The sequence below is a fragment of the Pectobacterium aroidearum genome (assembly GCF_015689195.1).
Classification (GTDB): domain Bacteria; phylum Pseudomonadota; class Gammaproteobacteria; order Enterobacterales; family Enterobacteriaceae; genus Pectobacterium; species Pectobacterium aroidearum.
The window spans coordinates 1,435,855-1,453,371 of record NZ_CP065044.1 but is presented as its reverse complement, the minus strand read 5'-3'; the positions used below and the strand labels follow the sequence as shown (position 1 = coordinate 1,453,371).

13 protein-coding genes are annotated in these 17,517 nt (G+C 51.6%); 3 read left to right on the top strand and 10 right to left on the bottom strand.

All coding sequences use genetic code 11. From position 1 onward, the window contains the following. Window positions 1-75: 75 nt before the first annotated feature. The 6 genes from I2D83_RS06470 to glyA all read right to left on the bottom strand — a co-directional run bounded on the left by I2D83_RS06470 (window position 76) and on the right by glyA (window position 7,960). Entirely contained in the window at window positions 76-1,743 is a 1,668-nt protein-coding gene (locus I2D83_RS06470) for a methyl-accepting chemotaxis protein (RefSeq protein ID WP_205947740.1), read from the bottom strand. A gap of 428 nt (window positions 1,744-2,171) precedes the next feature. Continuing rightward, window positions 2,172-3,305: an ABC transporter substrate-binding protein gene (locus I2D83_RS06465; RefSeq protein WP_205947739.1), complete on the bottom strand. Its 1,134-nt coding sequence runs from the start codon at window positions 3,303-3,305 to the stop codon at window positions 2,172-2,174. 118 nt (window positions 3,306-3,423) lie between these two features. Beyond that, complete coding sequence (locus I2D83_RS06460; RefSeq protein WP_205947738.1) at window positions 3,424-4,497, bottom strand: nickel/cobalt transporter; 1,074 nt, start codon at window positions 4,495-4,497, stop codon at window positions 3,424-3,426. After that, on the bottom strand, window positions 4,488-5,147 hold the full coding sequence (locus tag I2D83_RS06455) for a DUF1007 family protein (RefSeq protein ID WP_181848761.1): 660 nt from the start codon (window positions 5,145-5,147) through the stop codon (window positions 4,488-4,490). The genes I2D83_RS06460 and I2D83_RS06455 overlap by 10 nt, the downstream gene beginning before the upstream one ends. Before the next feature lie 44 nt (window positions 5,148-5,191). Continuing rightward, window positions 5,192-6,352, bottom strand: coding sequence for a 3-phenylpropionate MFS transporter (locus tag I2D83_RS06450; RefSeq protein ID WP_181848762.1), 1,161 nt, complete (start codon window positions 6,350-6,352; stop codon window positions 5,192-5,194). A gap of 354 nt (window positions 6,353-6,706) precedes the next feature. Continuing rightward, entirely contained in the window at window positions 6,707-7,960 is a 1,254-nt protein-coding gene (gene glyA, locus I2D83_RS06445; protein WP_010280106.1) for a serine hydroxymethyltransferase, read from the bottom strand. Window positions 7,961-8,320: 360 nt separating this feature from the next. Here glyA and hmpA point away from each other — a divergent pair, with 360 nt between their 5' ends. The 3 genes from hmpA (at window position 8,321) to pemA (ending at window position 12,741) form a co-directional block, all read left to right on the top strand. Continuing rightward, complete coding sequence (gene hmpA / locus I2D83_RS06440) at window positions 8,321-9,511, top strand: NO-inducible flavohemoprotein (RefSeq protein WP_205947737.1); 1,191 nt, start codon at window positions 8,321-8,323, stop codon at window positions 9,509-9,511. Between the two features lie 372 nt (window positions 9,512-9,883). Beyond that, complete coding sequence (gene paeY, locus I2D83_RS06435; protein WP_205947736.1) at window positions 9,884-11,542, top strand: pectin acetylesterase PaeY; 1,659 nt, start codon at window positions 9,884-9,886, stop codon at window positions 11,540-11,542. Between the two features lie 92 nt (window positions 11,543-11,634). Next, window positions 11,635-12,741, top strand: a complete 1,107-nt coding sequence (gene pemA, locus I2D83_RS06430; protein ID WP_180779490.1) for a pectinesterase PemA — start codon at window positions 11,635-11,637, stop codon at window positions 12,739-12,741. A gap of 78 nt (window positions 12,742-12,819) precedes the next feature. Here the strand turns inward: pemA and glnB are convergent, their stop codons facing one another. The 4 genes from glnB to I2D83_RS06410 all read right to left on the bottom strand — a co-directional run bounded on the left by glnB (window position 12,820) and on the right by I2D83_RS06410 (window position 16,927). After that, window positions 12,820-13,158 (bottom strand): nitrogen regulatory protein P-II, encoded by a 339-nt coding sequence (gene glnB, locus I2D83_RS06425; RefSeq protein WP_015841221.1) that lies wholly within the window; start codon window positions 13,156-13,158, stop codon window positions 12,820-12,822. Window positions 13,159-13,290: 132 nt separating this feature from the next. Further along, complete coding sequence (glrR, locus tag I2D83_RS06420; protein WP_015841222.1) at window positions 13,291-14,628, bottom strand: two-component system response regulator GlrR; 1,338 nt, start codon at window positions 14,626-14,628, stop codon at window positions 13,291-13,293. Further along, window positions 14,625-15,455, bottom strand: a complete 831-nt coding sequence (qseG, locus tag I2D83_RS06415; RefSeq protein WP_015841223.1) for a two-component system QseEF-associated lipoprotein QseG — start codon at window positions 15,453-15,455, stop codon at window positions 14,625-14,627. Before qseG ends, glrR begins: the two co-directional genes overlap by 4 nt. Before the next feature lie 35 nt (window positions 15,456-15,490). Next, entirely contained in the window at window positions 15,491-16,927 is a 1,437-nt protein-coding gene (locus I2D83_RS06410; RefSeq protein WP_180779488.1) for a sensor histidine kinase, read from the bottom strand. Between the last annotated feature and the right edge of the window lie 590 nt (window positions 16,928-17,517).

The following is a 17,517-nucleotide window of genomic DNA, read 5'->3' as shown; positions in this document are numbered from 1 at the left end:
CCCCTGGATTTTTCACCACTGGTCAAGATCTTATAGCCGCATACCGTCTCACTGTACAGCATGCGGCTTGAGGGATCAGAAACTCTGCCAGTCCGTTTCATCCTGAGTGACGACGCCTTTTTTCCTCACGGGAGAAAGACGCGGCGTTGATATTCCCGGTAGCACAGGTGCAGAAGCGGAAGCCAGCGCCAGAGAGGGTACCTGTCCTACAATGAACTGCCCCACCAACTGACTCAGCGTACTCGCCTGCTCTTGTAGCGACTGCGACGCCGCAGAAGCCTCCTCCACCAATGAGGCGTTTTGCTGAGTCACATCGTCCATCTGGTTAACGGCCTGATGCACCTGACTGATACCTCGGCTTTGTTCCTCGGTCGCCGCCGCGATTTCATTCACCAAATCCGTCACCTGCTGGATCGCGTCTTTCATCGCCGACATATTTTTCCCTACGTCGCTGGCCTGATCAACACCTGCCGATACCAGCGAGTTTGAAGCATCAATCAAATCCTTGATTTCACGCGCCGCCGTGGATGACCGCTGTGCCAGCGTGCGAACTTCTCCCGCCACCACCGCAAAACCGCGTCCCTGCTCGCCGGCGCGCGCTGCTTCTACCGCCGCATTCAGGGCAAGAATATTGGTCTGAAATGCAATCCCTTCGATAAGCGCAATAATGTCGGTGATCTTGCCCGAGCTGGTACGAATATGTTCCATCGTATTCAGCATCGTGTTAACGGAATCCGCGCTATTGATGGAAATTCGGCTGGCATTCCCCGCCAGCAGGCTGGCCTGTTGCGTGTTCTCCGCATTCTGGCGCACTGTCTCACTGATTTCCGTCATACTGGCGGCGGTTTGTTCTAGCGAAGCAGCCTGTTCCTCGGTACGGGATGACAAATCTTCATTACCTGCGGCAATCTGTGTCGCCGCGCTACTCACCGACTGCGATGACGCACTCACTGATGCCAACGCCGAAGATACCCGGTGCATCAGGCGATTAAAGGCACGAGCGGTATTCCCCACTTCATCTTTACGCCGATCGTCAGCTTGAATCGTCAGGTCGAGATGCGTGCTGACGCTTTCCATCGTTTGACTCATATTGTTCAAGCTTTTTCTAATACCCAGAATGGTTCTCACCGCAAAAAAGCCGATCAGTAACACGATCAGTAACGTGCCGGACAACAGACCAAACCACGTTTGCTCATAGACCCGCTTATTCACCTGACGCAACGCATCGCCCATTTCAACATTAAGATCGAACTGTTTACGGTAATTGGCGAGCAGGTTACGTACCGCTTCTCCGGGTCCACCCGTTCCCTGCAACAGGCCAAGCGCGATCTCGTTTTGATTTGCCTTTGACGCATTAAGAAACACAGGTAGTGACGCCTGTAATTTTTTGGTCAGGTCAATCGCCGTGTTGGTCAGTTGTCGATCTTCCTCACTGGAGACATCATTGATCAGGTAGTACTCATTGAGGTTCTTTATTTCCTCGATGGTTCTATTAATGTCCTGTTCGATCGCGGGCAGCTTACGATCGTCATCCGTGGTCTGATGACGATACAAAAAAAGCACCAGCGAATTACTTTTATCCACCAGACTATTTAAATCTTTGATGCTCGGAATCGCATTGTCCTGAACATATTCAAAACGAGACTGGAACCCTGATAACAATGATAAAGTGACTATAACTAATGAGATAAGTGCTAGCGACATTAGTGAAAACGTCAGCAGCAAGCGTTGCGTGATATTCATAACCGCTCCATTTTTGAATTTTTATACCGCACTTTTTTTCCTGATTCCGGTATGTCGAATGAACAACATCGTCCTGCCTACATGGCGTGTTGAACAAAAATCAGACATTCCTTTACCACGCTCAATTATCGTCACAGAAGCGAACAGCTTGATAGCACTGATCGCCAAAACCATTTAATAATCTCAAACCAATAACCACCAACTATCAAAACAAGATAATCGATCGTCAAAAACATCTGACGATCCTGTAATCAGGTAAGTGGGAAGGGAAACGTTTGCTTTGATCTCTCACAGAACAAAAAATGCGGTGAAATCTGCTCTTCAGCGCCACTGTCGATAGATAGCTGAACGAGAGAGAAAGGCATAAAAAAAGCACTGAACGATGAGGTTCAGTGCTTTTTTATTATCGGGATTATGGCCTGACGGTGTTATTTCTTCGCTGGCAGCGTGACCCAGTAGCCTGGCTGGTACGGCAGCGGCAGGAACTTCTCATGGAAGGTACGGAACGTCGCATCAGGATCGATATCCTTAAACAGTTCCGGGTGCATCCATTTTGCTAGTACCTGAATCGCCACAAACTGATATGGGCTGTCATAGAACTGATGCCAGATTGCATGCGCATTACCATTGGTCGCAACGGGCAACGTTTTGAAGGCTGATCGTTCCATCAATTTTTGCAAACGTTGCAGCGCTTCTTTCTGATCGGCACCTGGTCCAACGCCAACCCAGCCATTCGCCGTGTTATAGTTTTTCCAGTTAGCCCCTGTCACCACCACCACATCCGGGCGGGAACTGATAATCTGCTCTGGGTTCAACGAACCAAACGTGCCGGGGATGATGTTCTTGGCAATGTTGTCACCACCAGCGGCTTCAACCATACGGCCAAAGTTCTCATCACCGAATGACATGCAGCACTCTTCATCATAGCCGCCTGCACGGTCGATCATCACTTTTGGACGTGGGCCCTGATAGTTCTTCAACCGATCGGTAACCAGCTCAATCTGCTCACGACGGAATTTAATAATCTCTTCCGCACGCTGTGGTTTTCCGACCAGTTGCCCCATGATGTGAATGCTTTTCTCCGCGTTCTCAAACGGCTTCTCGCGGAAATCGATAAACACCACCGGAATACCCAGCGAATTGAGTTTCTCAATCAATTTACCTTCATCCGTCGCCGCTTTTGATTCCAGATTCATCAACACCAAATCCGGTTTCAGCGTCAGCGCCTGCTCGACGTTGAAAGTACCATCCTTCGCTCCGCCGAAGGTCGGCAGCTTTTTAATTTCCGGGTATTTCTTTTCATAAGCCATATAGCCGTCGTAATCGGCTTTTGGCAGATCGTCACGCCAACCAACCACACGTTGGAACGGTGCTTCAGTATCAAAGGCAGCCAGCAGATAAATCTGTCGACCTTCCCCTAAAATAATCCGCTTCACTTCGGATTTAATTTCTACCTTCCTGCCACTAACGTCTTCGATAACAATCGGGTTAGCGCTAGCGATAGCGATAGCGCTCGCACTCAGCCCCAACAGAACAACGACTGAGAACAGCCATTTCTTCATTATTATTCCCTTCTGAGATTATGGTTATAAATGATAATAGTTATCATTATTGAAATGATATCCTGCCGTGATTATCGGAAGCAATGGGTTTTTAGCGCGACGTTAATAAAAGGTAAAATTAGCCGGAGAATGGCCGAATACCGCCCATCATCGCGGGCTGTGCGCTGAGGTAAAGCAGGATACCGGAGCCAACCAAAATCAGCCCGCCAGCAAAAGCCAGAAGAGAAAACGTCGCTCGCTGCCATACGGGCGATGCACGATTTGCCCCTAAACGCTCAACGATGCGACGGCAGTAAAAAACCAACACGGCCAGCGCCGAGATCGTGATCGCCGTTCCGGCAGCCATCACCAGCGCAGAGGCGACGCCCCACAGATAGACGCCGATCACTTTAGAGAAAAGCAACACCAGAATAGCGCCTGAACAGGGGCGCATTCCCATCGCCAGCACAATCATCAAGCGCGTACGCCAACTGCTATCACGCTCAAGCTCCTCATTGCTGGGAAGGTGGCGGTGCCCACAGCCGCAGTTGTCGTCGTGCTGATGCAAAGAATGGGAAAGCACAGACGCCGGACGAAGCCTCATACGTCTATCCGTTGGTACGTTAAGCTGGGTGACACGCAAAATAGTCGCAGGTTTAGGCTGCTGTACGAGGACGGTGTACAGCTGTTTCAATGCGCGGAAACAGAGCAAGAGCCCCAACCCCGCGACCAGCACGAAGCTTCCTTTTTCCATCCAGAAACTGCTGTTGTGCAACGTTCGGCTGGATAACTGTAAGATCCCTAAAACCACGGTCACTAGCGCTACCGCTATCAGTCCCTGAACCAGCGACGCGGCGAACGTCAACTTCAGGCTGCTTTTCAGCTTCGACGGGTGCGTCGCCAGATAGGTCATGATGACCACTTTACCGTGCCCTGGCCCAACGGCGTGGAGCACACCATAGACCAGACTGAATATCATCAGACTCAACCCCGCCTGATGCGGCTGCTGTTCCACCATTTGCAACAGGTGCGACATTTGCTGATGCAGCGATTTCTGCCAGATCGCGCTTTGCAACAGGATTTGCGGCCAGTACCCCACGATGTAATGCAGCGCCGAGGCCAGCAGCGCCAAAAAGAGCCACAGCGGCCACAGATCGCGCAGTCGATTCAACAACGGGCGCTGGCGCGGTAGCGAGCCGAGATTCACTGACATTGCAATGTCACCCGCTGTGCGAACTGTTTCCCCAGTTCCATATCTTCATCCGGCGCATCATTCTTATCCAGCGATAGCGCATAGGATTGCAGTTCAGCGTTAGGTTCTGGTGTGACGAGTGTCGTTTTACAGCGCGAGGCTAGCTCAGGCGCGAGCTTCACCGCCTTATCATTTTGATAAGACATATCGACAAAATAGGTAGGATCGTAAGTCGAAATCAGTAAAGGCTTTCCGGCCAGCGGCTGTGGATGTGCCAACGGCAGTACAAATTCCAGGACCGCCTGATTGCCTTTGCGGGAAAGATGATACTCGGTTGGCAACAGCGTATATTTCACGGGCTGATTATCACGATAAATATCGGTGAAATAGTGCTGCCCCCACACGTTAGCCATGACTTCCGCCGCCAGCTTTTTCCAGATTTCAGAATCGGTTTTCGCCTTTCCTGCGTCATACAGCAAATCGGCCGATGTGATAGGATCCATCGTCCACTGCATACGTAAACCGGTGATGTGGTCGTTCTGGCTCTCAACTGTCGTCTGCATATCAATAAAACTGTGTGGGTGAGCGAAAACGGGTTGGACGAATGCCAAGCCTGTCATCAGCAACGTTATCCGTCCGCACCCGCGTTTCAAAGCGTTATAATGTAACATTATTTTTACCACACTACGTTATCTTGACAGTAGATACCACTTTATTAGACCTTTTCGACCGCAGCACGGTGGCTGACAGAAGGCCGGATAAACAGTGCCGGCACCGCCAGCAGCGCCATCACCCAGAACGTGCCGCCCTGCAAATGCTCAAACAGGAAACCGGATACCATCGTCATCACCGCGATGCTGCCCCCCATCGCCAGCGCGGAATACACCGCCTGTAGCCGCAGAATGTCACCACCAGAACGTGCCGCGATAAAACGCATCGCGGCCAAGTGGCACACGGTGAACGTGCCACAGTGCAATATCTGTATCACAATCAGCCACGGCAGAGCCACCGTCGAGCCCATTAGCCCCCAGCGCACCACGCCACACACGGCTGAGAGCAGCAGAAGCTGTCTGGCGCTCCAGCGCCGAAACAGACGTTGGCTGAAGGTAAAGATGACAATTTCCGCGACCACACCTAATGACCAGAGATAGCCGATAATTGAGGCAGAATAGCCCGAATCTTGCCAATAAATAACGCTGAAACCATAGTAAGCCGCGTGCGCGCCCTGTAGCAGGGATACACAAAGCAGGAAACGCCATACCGCAGGCTCAGTCAGCAAGGTTTTCCACGGCGTCACGCTAACAGACTGTGTCGTCGACGCTGCGGCTTGCGGCATCACGCTGGGGCGAAGCAGCATGCCTAACAGCATGACAGCCAGCCCCGCACTGAGAATCGCCAGAATCGCGGGATGTCCCCAGATAGCGACCAGTTCCCCCGTCGCCGCAGAGGCGATAACGAAGGCTATCGACCCCCAAACCCGCACCTTGCCATAATCCATCACGATCTGCCGCTGCCAGGTTGCCGCTAATGCATCGGTCAGCGGCACCAGCGGCGCGAAAAACAGGTTAAACCCAATCATCACTATCATCAGCCACAGCCAGGCATTACCCAGCCAAAAACCAACGACCAGCGCCAGTGACAGTAACGCCAGTCCACGTAATACCGTAATCAGTTTGGACGGATCTTTCACACTGGGCGTGATGACCAAACTACCGACGAAGCGCGCCACCAGACCCGCCCCCAACAGCATCCCGATCGACTCGGCGGACAGCCCCTCGCCTTTCAGCCACCCGCCCCAAAACGGCAGGAAAACGCCATAACAAAAAAAGTAAGTGAAATAGCTCAGCGCCAGCCAGCGCGTCGATTGCAAAACCATGATGTCTCCCTTTCGATGACGAACACACCCGTTCACCATCCGACGAATCGTCGCAAACGCGATGTTTAGCATTTTCCACTGAAAATGCATCCACGCGTTTTGCTGGCGATTCTTTTTTTCTGGTTACTCTTTTTTGCCGATTACTGTGTCAGAGAGCATGCGGCGGCGCAACGCGTTATTCGCGATGAAACGTGAATGACGGTATCGACCCGATCGGCAGCCATAAAAAATTTCCGGGAGAAATGTTTAACGTTGCGTCAGCAACAGCCCGAAGGGTGGCGGCCATAAAAAACGCCAGCACACAGGCTGGCGTTTAGGAAGTGTTCCGACAGTGATGTCAGAGAAAATGCCGAATTATGCGTAAACCGGGAAGCGGGCGCAGATATCCAGAACTTTCTGTTTCACACGTTCAATGGTCGCTTCGTCGTTGATGTTATCCAACACATCACAGATCCAGCCAGCCAGTTCACGCACTTCCGCTTCTTTAAAGCCGCGACGGGTTGCCGCTGGCGTACCGATACGGATACCGGAAGTCACGAACGGGCTCTTCGGATCGTTAGGCACGCTGTTTTTGTTTACGGTGATATTCGCACGACCCAGCGCAGCATCAGCTTCTTTACCGGTCAGGTTTTTGCTAACCAGATCCAGCAGGAACAGGTGGTTGCTGGTTCCACCAGAAACAACGTTGAAACCACGTGACAGGAAGACTTCAACCATCGCTTTGGCGTTTTTCGCAACCTGCTGCTGATAAACCTTAAATTCAGGCTCCATGGCTTCTTTCAGCGCAACCGCTTTACCCGCGATAACGTGCATCAACGGACCACCCTGACCACCAGGGAAAACAGCAGAGTTCAGCTTTTTGTACAGCTCTTCGTCACCGCCTTTCGCCAGAATCAGGCCACCGCGTGGGCCAGCCAGCGTTTTGTGCGTCGTCGTGGTCACGATGTGAGCATGAGGAACCGGGTTAGGGTAAACATCAGCGGCAATCAGGCCAGCAACGTGCGCCATATCGACAAACAGGTAAGCGCCGATGCTGTCAGCGATTTCACGCATCTTCGCCCAGTCAACCACGCCAGAGTAAGCAGAGAAACCGCCGACGATCATTTTTGGCTTGTGCGTACGCGCCAGTTCAGCCATTTCGTCGTAGTCAATTTTGCCGCTTTCATCGATACCGTAAGGAATAACGTTATACAGTTTGCCCGACAGGTTAACCGGAGAACCGTGCGTCAGGTGACCACCGTGCGCCAGATTCATCCCCAGAATGGTGTCGCCCGGCTGCAGCAGCGCGGTGTAAACGGCAAAGTTAGCCTGAGAGCCAGAGTGCGGCTGTACGTTGGCATAATCGGCACCGAACAACGCCTTCGCACGGTCGATAGCCAGTTGCTCAACGATGTCCACATACTCACAGCCGCCGTAGTAACGTTTGCCCGGATAACCTTCAGCATACTTGTTCGTCAGCTGAGACCCTTGAGCCTGCATAACGCGTGGGCTGGTGTAGTTTTCTGACGCAATCAGTTCAATGTGCTCTTCCTGACGCACCACTTCTTGCTCCATTGCTTGCCACAGGTCGGCATCATAATCGGCAATGTTCATTTCACGCTTTAACATCCGGATCTCCTGACTCAGCTAACATAAATATACTGGGAATTGATGGCCCATTTGGGAATTGGGCTACCCTCTTGGGGAATGGCGTATAGTGTAAACCGTTTTTCCCTAATGAAGATAGGTCTTGACAGAGGTTTTTACGCAAACGATTAGCTACAGGCAGCACAAGGCTTCAGCAAATATGAGCTGTACGGTGTTAAACGGATTTTTCTTCATTCTCAACCTGCTATTTCTTCATGTTATTCCCTTTAGCCCTCCCTAAAAACCCCTACCACCAAAAAGGTAATTTACAGCGGCGAACAAACCCAATAAGATGCATATAAAATACAACTTATAAGTCATACCAATAAATAGGGAGTCACCATGCTGGATAACCAAACTATCGCCATTGTTAAATCGACCATTCCTCTGCTGGCGGAAACCGGCCCGAAACTGACCGCACATTTTTACGATCGCATGTTTACGCACAATCCTGAGCTCAAAGATATTTTTAATATGAGCAACCAGCGCAATGGCGATCAGCGGGAAGCGTTGTTCAATGCCATTTGTGCTTATGCGACGAATATCGAAAACCTGGCCGCGCTGCTGCCTGCGGTTGAGCGTATCGCCCAGAAGCACGCCAGCTTTAACATTCAGGCCGATCAGTATCAGATCGTGGGTAATCATTTATTGGCAACGCTGGATGAAATGTTTAGCCCAGGACAGGAGGTGCTGGACGCCTGGGGTAAAGCCTATGGCGTGCTGGCGAATGTCTTCATCCAGCGCGAAGGCGATATCTACCGCAGCACTGAAGCGAAAAACGGCGGCTGGAGCGGCGTGCGACCTTTCCGCATTGTGAACAAGCAGCCGCAAAGTTCCATCATTACCAGCTTCACGCTGGAACCCACCGACGGCCAACCTATTGCTGATTTTCAAGCAGGTCAATATCTGGCGGTTTACGTCAAACATGACAGTTTTGCCAATCAGGAGATTCGCCAATACTCTCTGACCCACGCGCCAAATGGGAAATCCTACCGAATTGCGGTTAAACGTGAAGCGCAAGGCACCGTTTCCGGCTATCTGCATGATACCGCGCGCGAAGGCGACATCATTCATCTGGCGGCTCCGCACGGCGATTTCTTCCTTGATATCCCCGCCTCTACACCCGTAGCCCTGATTTCCGGCGGCGTAGGGCAAACCCCTATGCTGGGTATGCTGCATACGCTAAAACAACAGGATCATCAGGCGAAAGTGTTATGGCTACACGCAGCAGAGAACGGCTCGGCGCATGCGTTTGCGGATGAAATCAAGCAAACGGGAGAATCGTTGCCGCAGTTCCAGCATCACATCTGGTATCGCGAACCACAGCAGGCCGATCGCCCTGGCGAAGATTATCATCACAGCGGATTGATGCAGTTAGCCTCGCTAAAAGATGAATTGACCACGCCAGATATGCACTATTACCTGTGTGGCCCTGTGGTGTTCATGCAGTTTGTCGCACAGCAGTTGCTGGCGATCGGGATCCCGGCTGAGCAGCTACATTACGAATGTTTTGGTCCGCATAAAGTTGTCTAACCCTCATTGATAACGGATCAAACCCAAAGGTCGCTTTTGCGGCCTTTTTTCATTTTTCAGACCGTCCCCCTTCCCAAAAATACCTTACCGATCACAATTTTATGTGCTGACACACGAGCGCTCCGCTAAAAAAGAGGTGGGTCACAAAAAAACACGCCTTATTAAAATAACATTTCATTTTTAATGAATAGCTATTTCATCAAAAAGGACCTGCGTTTAGGCATCGCCCTTGAATCGGCTTGGGTGCACAATAAAGCCCCCGACGTTTTCTCTAAAGGCCGTGACAAGAACGATAAAAAACAGCGACCTTCCTTTGACAACGCTTGGGTTCATTAACTGTTTTCGATTAATCAACAAGGGATATGTCTAACCATGGCAAAACGTTTTTCAGAAAGTGTGGCTTTAGCTCTGATACTTTCCGCCCCTTTCACACTGGTAAATGCTAAAACCCCCGCCGCTGCACACCAGACCGCCGCGCCAGAGAGCGCGAAATGGCTGTCGGGTTCAACGCTGGGTGAAAAAACCGGTTTATCGGGTAATGTCACCGCACGGGATATCCACCTGCCTGCCACCATCATTATCAGAGACCAGCAGGGCCAGAAGCGGCAGACACAGACCGATGAGCAAGGAAAATATCATCTTGATATCTCGGGTCTGACACCGCCGTTACGTCTTTTAGCCATTGAGTCCGGCGGCAATAATTGCCTGTTGAATAATATCTCCCGTGCAATCTGCCTGTCCGCCGTCGCTCCTTCAATGCATGACGGTAAAGAAAATATCGCCAATATCAACCCGCTGACTGACCGCATCACCTCTGACATCGCGGTAGCCGCAGGCTACATTGGTCCACAGCAGCTCACGGACGATACGGCATCGCCAAAAATGGACGCCGCAGAATGGAAAAAAGCCTACGCCGATTTTCATGCCGGTTTTAATGACGCGCTAAAACAGGTTGGCATCAGTGCCCCCACACGTTTCGATCCCCTGACCTACTCTGCCGCCCAACAGGAAGCCGTTACCAAAATCGTCAGCGTCATTAACCATAACCGAAATTATCACAACGACACGGGCTACTCCGGCCATACCGTTTTGACTGACAGCGCATTCCATCCGATTGTCGGCCTGAATAATAAAGGCGATTATGAACCGTTAGATTATCGTTCTGCTCGCCAGAGTCTGGACGCAATCCAGAAAGCACAAACCCGCATTTTCATCGTCGGCGACTCAACTGCGGCAACCTATGAAAAAATGCGCTTCCCACGTATGGGATGGGGGCAGGTTTTTGAACAGCAGTTCAGTAAAAACAGCGGCGTCAAAGTGGTGAATGGCACACGTGCCGGACGTAGTTCACGCGACTATTTTTACGAAGGCTGGTTCCGCCAGATGCAGCCACTGATGAAGGAAGGCGATTTCCTGTTTATCCAAATGGGACATAATGATCAAAACTGCAACAGTGCAAAAGCGGTACGTGGCCCAGCTGACGTCGCTAACCTCTGTACTTATCCAAACGATGCGACAGGGAAAAAACAGGCGCCACAGGGAAAAGCCGATATGTCATTCCAGACATCCTTGGAGCGTTACATCACCTTTGCCCGCCAGCATAAACTCACACCGGTTCTGCTTACCCCAACCACCCGAGTAAAAACGGCTGAAGGCAAAAACGGCACGCCAGCGGTACACAGCCACTTCACCAAACAAAACGCGGAAAACGGTTATGCCTTTGTCGGCGATTACAGCCAGACCATCAAAGATACGGCAGCAGATAATAAGGTCGTGTTGCTGGACATTGAACCAGCCACTATCGCTCTAGCGAACCAAGGTAACAGCGATCATTGGAAACAGTATTGGCTGGTGATCGATCCCAAAAAATATCCTTACTATCGCGATCAGGCGGGTAGCCTGAGCAAACCAGATACCACCCATTTTCAGAAAAAAGGCGCTATCGCCGTAGCTGAGATTGTCGCTGACGCCATCCGACAAGAACCTGCGTTAGCGTCGCTGGCAGAAAAAACGGTCAGCAAACACAAGTAGTTATCAGTCAGGAAAAACGATAAGACAGAACCGCGCGGTGCCACATTGCCGCGCGTTACAAACCCTCCCTTACCGATTACAGGACTCTGGACATGATAAAAGCCTCAAACCTCTGCAAAACGCTGACCTTAGCTATGCTAATTTCCTCACCGTGGTCGTTAGCGCAGGCAGCCGACTACAATGCTCTCGTTTCCACCAATGCAGGGGACGCCAACGCCTACAAAACCATTACAGAAGCCATCGCCAGCGCACCGGCAGACAGCTCACCGTTTGTTATCTATGTGAAAAATGGCGTCTACCACGAGCGTCTGACCATTACACGCCCTAACATTCATCTACAGGGCGAAAGCCGTGACGGCACCGTGATCACCGCGACAACCGCAGCCGGCACGCTCAAACCCGATGGCAGCAAATGGGGAACCTATGGCAGCAACACGGTGAAGGTCGATGCTCCCGATTTCAGCGCCCGTTCTCTGACCATCAGCAATGATTTCGATTACCCGGCCAATCAGGCCAAAGCCAATGACGACCCCACCAAGCTAAAAGACTCGCAGGCCGTTGCGCTGCTGGTTGCTGAAAATAGCGATCGCGCATGGTTTCATGATGTCAGCCTGACGGGCTATCAGGACACGTTATATGTGAAAGGTGGGCGCAGCTTCTTCTCGCAATGCCGTATCAGCGGCACCGTTGATTTCATCTTTGGCAACGGTACCGCACTCTTTGACGATTGCGACATCGTCGCGCGTAACCGTACCGACGTGAAAGATCAGCCTCTCGGCTATCTCACCGCCCCCAGCACCGACATTAAGCAAAAATATGGCCTGGTCATTACCAATAGCCGGGTGATTAAAGAGAAAGACGTCCCAGCGAAAAGCTATGGTTTGGGTCGCCCATGGCATCCAACGACCACCTTTGAAGATGGCCGTTATGCCGACCCTAACGCTATCGGCCAGACCGTCTTCCTGAACACCAGCATGGACGACCACATCTATGGCTGGGACAAAATGTCCGGCAAAGATAAACAAGGCGAGAAAATCTGGTTCCATCCTCAGGACTCACGCTTTTTCGAGTATAAATCCAGCGGAAAAGGCGCAGAGAAAAACGATCAGCGCCGCCAGTTAAGCGACGCGGAAGCAGCAGAATACACCGCAGACAAAGTGCTGGCAGGCTGGGTGCCTACCGCGCCGAAAGGGAAGTAGAAGTAGAGTAGAAGTAAATGTGAAGAAGCCAGCCTGATGAGGCTGGCTTCTAAAAAGGAACAACGTAAGGCGAGACGATTAAATCGCTTCCTCGTCCTCTTCACCGGTACGAATACGGACTACGCGCGCGACATCAAAGACAAAGATTTTACCGTCGCCGATTTTCCCCGTCTGCGCGGTCTGCGTGATAGTTTCTACACAGGTATCGACGATATCATCCGCCACGACAATTTCGATTTTTACTTTTGGCAGAAAGTCGACCATGTATTCTGCGCCGCGATACAGCTCGGTGTGACCTTTCTGACGACCAAAGCCTTTAACTTCCGTTACCGTCATCCCTGTGATGCCCACTTCAGCTAACGCTTCACGCACATCGTCCAGTTTGAACGGCTTAATAATCGCATCAATTTTCTTCATGGAGGAACCTTTGTGTTATCTATGTTGCGGCCAAAGCCGAGCATCAGCAAATGAGCAGCATGTCAGAACTCAGGCAGACAATCCATACCCACCCCGCATCACGCTGCAGGCGTGCTGCCAATTCTATCAACGCTAGTCTTTAAAATCGTTGGCATCCAATTCATGGCGGCCCAACAGTTTATAAAATTCCGTTCGGTTACGCCCGGCCATTCGCGCAGCCTGCGTCACGTTACCTTTTGCGATCTGTAACAACTTTCGCAGATAGTTAAGTTCAAACTGGTGGCGCGCTTCAACAAAGGTTGGCAGCGCCGTATTTTCACCTTCCAGCGCCTGTTCAACCAGCGCGTCACTTATGACTGGCGCGCTGGTCAGCGCCACACACTGTTCAATGACATTCACCAGTTGACGCACGTTACCCGGCCAGCTTGCCGTCATCAAGCGCTTCATCGCATCGGTTGAAAAGGTTCGCACAAAAGGCTTGTGGCGGTTGGCGGATTCACGCAGCAGATGATTTGCCAGCAGAGGAATATCTTCGGCACGCTCATGTAGCGCAGGCAGCTTCATATTCACCACGTTGAGCCGATAATACAGATCCTCGCGGAATTCGTTTTTCGCCATCGCCTTTGGTAAGTCACGGTGCGTGGCGGAAATAATCCGCACGTCGATATCCAGATCGCGGTTGCTCCCCAGCGGGCGGACTTTTCGCTCTTGCAGAACACGTAACAGTTTAACCTGCAGAGACAGCGGCATATCGCCGATTTCATCTAAAAACAGCGTACCGCCTTCCGCCGCCTGAAAAAGCCCCTCACGGCTGCTCACCGCACCGGTAAAAGCGCCTTTGGCATGACCGAACAACTCAGATTCCAGCAACGGTTCCGGCAGCGCGCCGCAGTTAATGGCAATAAACGCTTTCTTCGCACGCGGGCTTGCCGCATGAATGGCCTGAGCCAGCACCTCTTTCCCGGTTCCGCTCTGCCCATTAATCAACACGCTGACATCCGACTGTGCAACCATTCTGGCCTGTTCCAGCAGGCGTAACATAATCGGGCTGCGCGTCACGATGGTTTCACGCCAGCTTTCATCACCTGCTGGCGCGGACAGCGCCAGTGCTTCATCTATCGCTTTGTAAAGCGCATCACGGTCAACAGGCTTCGTCAGGAAACTAAATACTCCCTGCTGCGTGGCGGCAACGGCATCGGGAATAGAACCGTGAGCGGTTAAAATGATTACCGGCATCCCCGGCTGATAGCGCTGAATTTCGGAAAACAGCGCCATGCCATCCATCTCGTCCATACGAAGATCGCTGATCACCAAATCGAACGTTTCACGCGTTAACAACCGCAGCGCTTCCTGGCCGCTCTCCGCTGTCATCACACTAAATCCTTCGCTGGTCAGGCGCATACCCAATAGCTTCAGCAGACTGGGGTCATCATCCACGAGCAATAAACTCGCCGTTTTTCGGGCTGTCATTGTCTTGTTGACTCCTTCTTCGTCGGTTTGTCCGTATGCGATTCCATCGGCGGTGTATAGGTATCATCCGCATCCACTGGCTCACTTCTGGATTTCGTTGTCGAATTGCGCGAACCGTCTCTAACACCTGTACCGCTACGACGATCGGTATCGTTATCCGGCATTTCTCCCGACAGTTGCTTACGCGACGACAGTTGACGTTCAATATCCGTCAAGTTTTCCAGTTTCTGCGTGGTCGTTTCTAATTGGTATTGCAGATGATTTTGCTGGACACGCAGGGCGTCCAGCTGTTTGTCGCTGGATTCCTGTAAACGCTTATAGCGCAGGCGTTCATCCGACAGCGCCAGAAACAGCGTTTGTCTGTCACGCCAGGTTTGCATCAGCGGACGCAGCGCCGCAGGGAAAGCCAAACGGTATAAATTGATCTGTTCCAGCACCTGACGCCGCTCAACCTGAGTAATACCGGCATTATCCAACAGAATGCCCTGCTTAAACGCGCTATCCCAGCTATCCCCCGCAACCTGCCCGGCTTCCTCACGAGCCTGGAATTGTGTCAAACGTCCGGCACAGTCCATCGCACGCAACCAGTAAAGCGCATTATTCATGGATTCACGATCGTCTATCTGCCACAGGTGTTCACATTGTGCGATACGGAAATCCGCAACCTGCTCTTTCGGTGGGGCAGTTTCTGCTTCCAGCAAGGCCGAGCCATGGTTCACATGGCTATTACACGCCGCTAAAACGAGTGGCGACGACATAAGCGTCGCCTTCAAAAGGCGGGAAAATACGCTATTCGTAAACCATCCCTTCATAAACCATGCATTCATTATTTATTCATTCTCAGACTTTATTCGTTATCGGACTATTCGTTATCGGACAATAAGGGCAGCTCGATACGGAAACACACATCAGCATAGTCCACGGTAATCAGGCTAAGCTCACCACGCATACGACGAATGCAATCACGCGCAATGCTCAGCCCCAACCCACTTCCTTTAACCGCACCACGACGCTGGTGACTTCCCTGATAAAAGGGCTCAAAAATCATACCCCGCTCTGCGTCGGGAATGGGCGTACCACTGTTGGCGACATCAATCTGAACGCGATTGCCAATCTGACGGCTATAAATCCAAATGTTACCGGATTCCTTACCGTAGTGCACCGCATTGGAATAGAGATTATCAATCACTCGCATCAACAACGTCGTCTCCGCCCAGCAGTGCCCAATGTCCAATGTCACATCGGTATGAATCATTTTGGCACGAGCGGGGAGACTGTGGGACGATACGACGATATCGACGATTTCTTCGATTTCAACACGTTCCAGCTCGGTCGGTGTATCCGCCAGTTTGCGGTTATAGTCCAGCAGTTGATCGATCAGCTGTAGCAGGTGGCGACTGCTGCTATCAAGAATAGCGACGACCTCCTTCTGGTCGGCAGTCAGTGGGCCAACCACCTCGTCGGCAAGCAGCTCAGTGCCTTCCCGCAAGCTCGCCAGCGGCGTCTTGAGTTCATGGGAGATATGGCGTAAGAATTCATGCCGCTGCGATTCCAGCCAGGACAGACGCTCACTCAGCCAGATAATGCGCTGCGCCAGCGTCCGAATCTCACGCGGGCCTTTGAACGTGCTGGTGTTCCCCAGCGAACGGCCTTCACCAAGGCGGTTGATCATCCGCTCTACGCCATTAACCGGGCCGATAATCATCCGCGTAAAGAGGACCACCAGCATCACGCTGACCAGAAATAAGAGCAACGCCTGCCAGCCGAAGAACTGGCCGCGTTCGGAAATAGCCTGCTGAAGCTGTTGCCCGCGAGAGAAAACAACGTCGCGTGTCACCTGCACCATCTGTCCGTTCGCGCGAGAGAACCCCTCCAGCAGGCTTGAGGCGGTTTGTTCCGGGCCGCTGTTATGGCAGCGTATCTCACCGAGCTGAGTAAGCAGCTGCCGCAGTGTTTGGTAATAGCGGGGATCGGGCAACACCTGCGCGTGGGAGTCCAGCATTTGCGAATACTGTTTACGCTGGTTCTGGTAGAGCGTTGCCAGCGTCTGATCGTCCAATACGCAGTATTGCCGGTAGCTACGCTCCATCGCCAGCGCCACGCTGGTCATCGACTCACTGCGGCGGGCATCCGCCAGCGTTGTCCGGTTGATATCGGCAGCCTGTTCGCTCAGCATGTTCAGACTTTGGTAAGCCTGATAGGCCAGTACCAGCAGCGGCAGCAGCACCAACAAGAACGCCATAATTACTAATTGCCGCAGGGAACGCGGGAATAAACGCCATCGTTTCAAAGAAATCATCTCGTTACCTATCGAATCCGCATTGATGCTAACCGAGTCTTATAAAAGTTCAACGTTTTCCCTTACGACATGCGCAACGCTTCGCAATACGGCATGAATACCAATGTAACGTCGCAGAAAGTCTGCGCCGTAAACAGTCGCGCCGTAACAAGCAATCAAAGGGGGATTGAATTCTCTGGAGGAGGGGTGAAGGGGAGTAAAACGTCACGCGGCCAGAAGAATCGCTCCCTCTGGCCGCGTGACTGAATAGGCGGTGCCTCACTCAACGTGTCGCCCGATGCTTGATAACGTTCGTTTTCACGCCCTGTTATCGGTCTGGTGGACGATAGGCACCCTTTCTTTTGGCATCATTCCAGATGTTATGAGCGAAAATATTTGCCAGTCAGCAACGCAATCATAACCAGTTGAATGAGCAACACGAGTTATATTGCACTTATCATGCCAACTATCAATAAATAAAATTAACACACTGATTATAAATAATTTTTATCTTAACTTTTACCGAAAAACTCATTATCCGCAATGCCAATAATAGTAACACGCGCAAAAAAGCCGATTTATGTCGCTAAAAACAGACAGCTTTATAACGC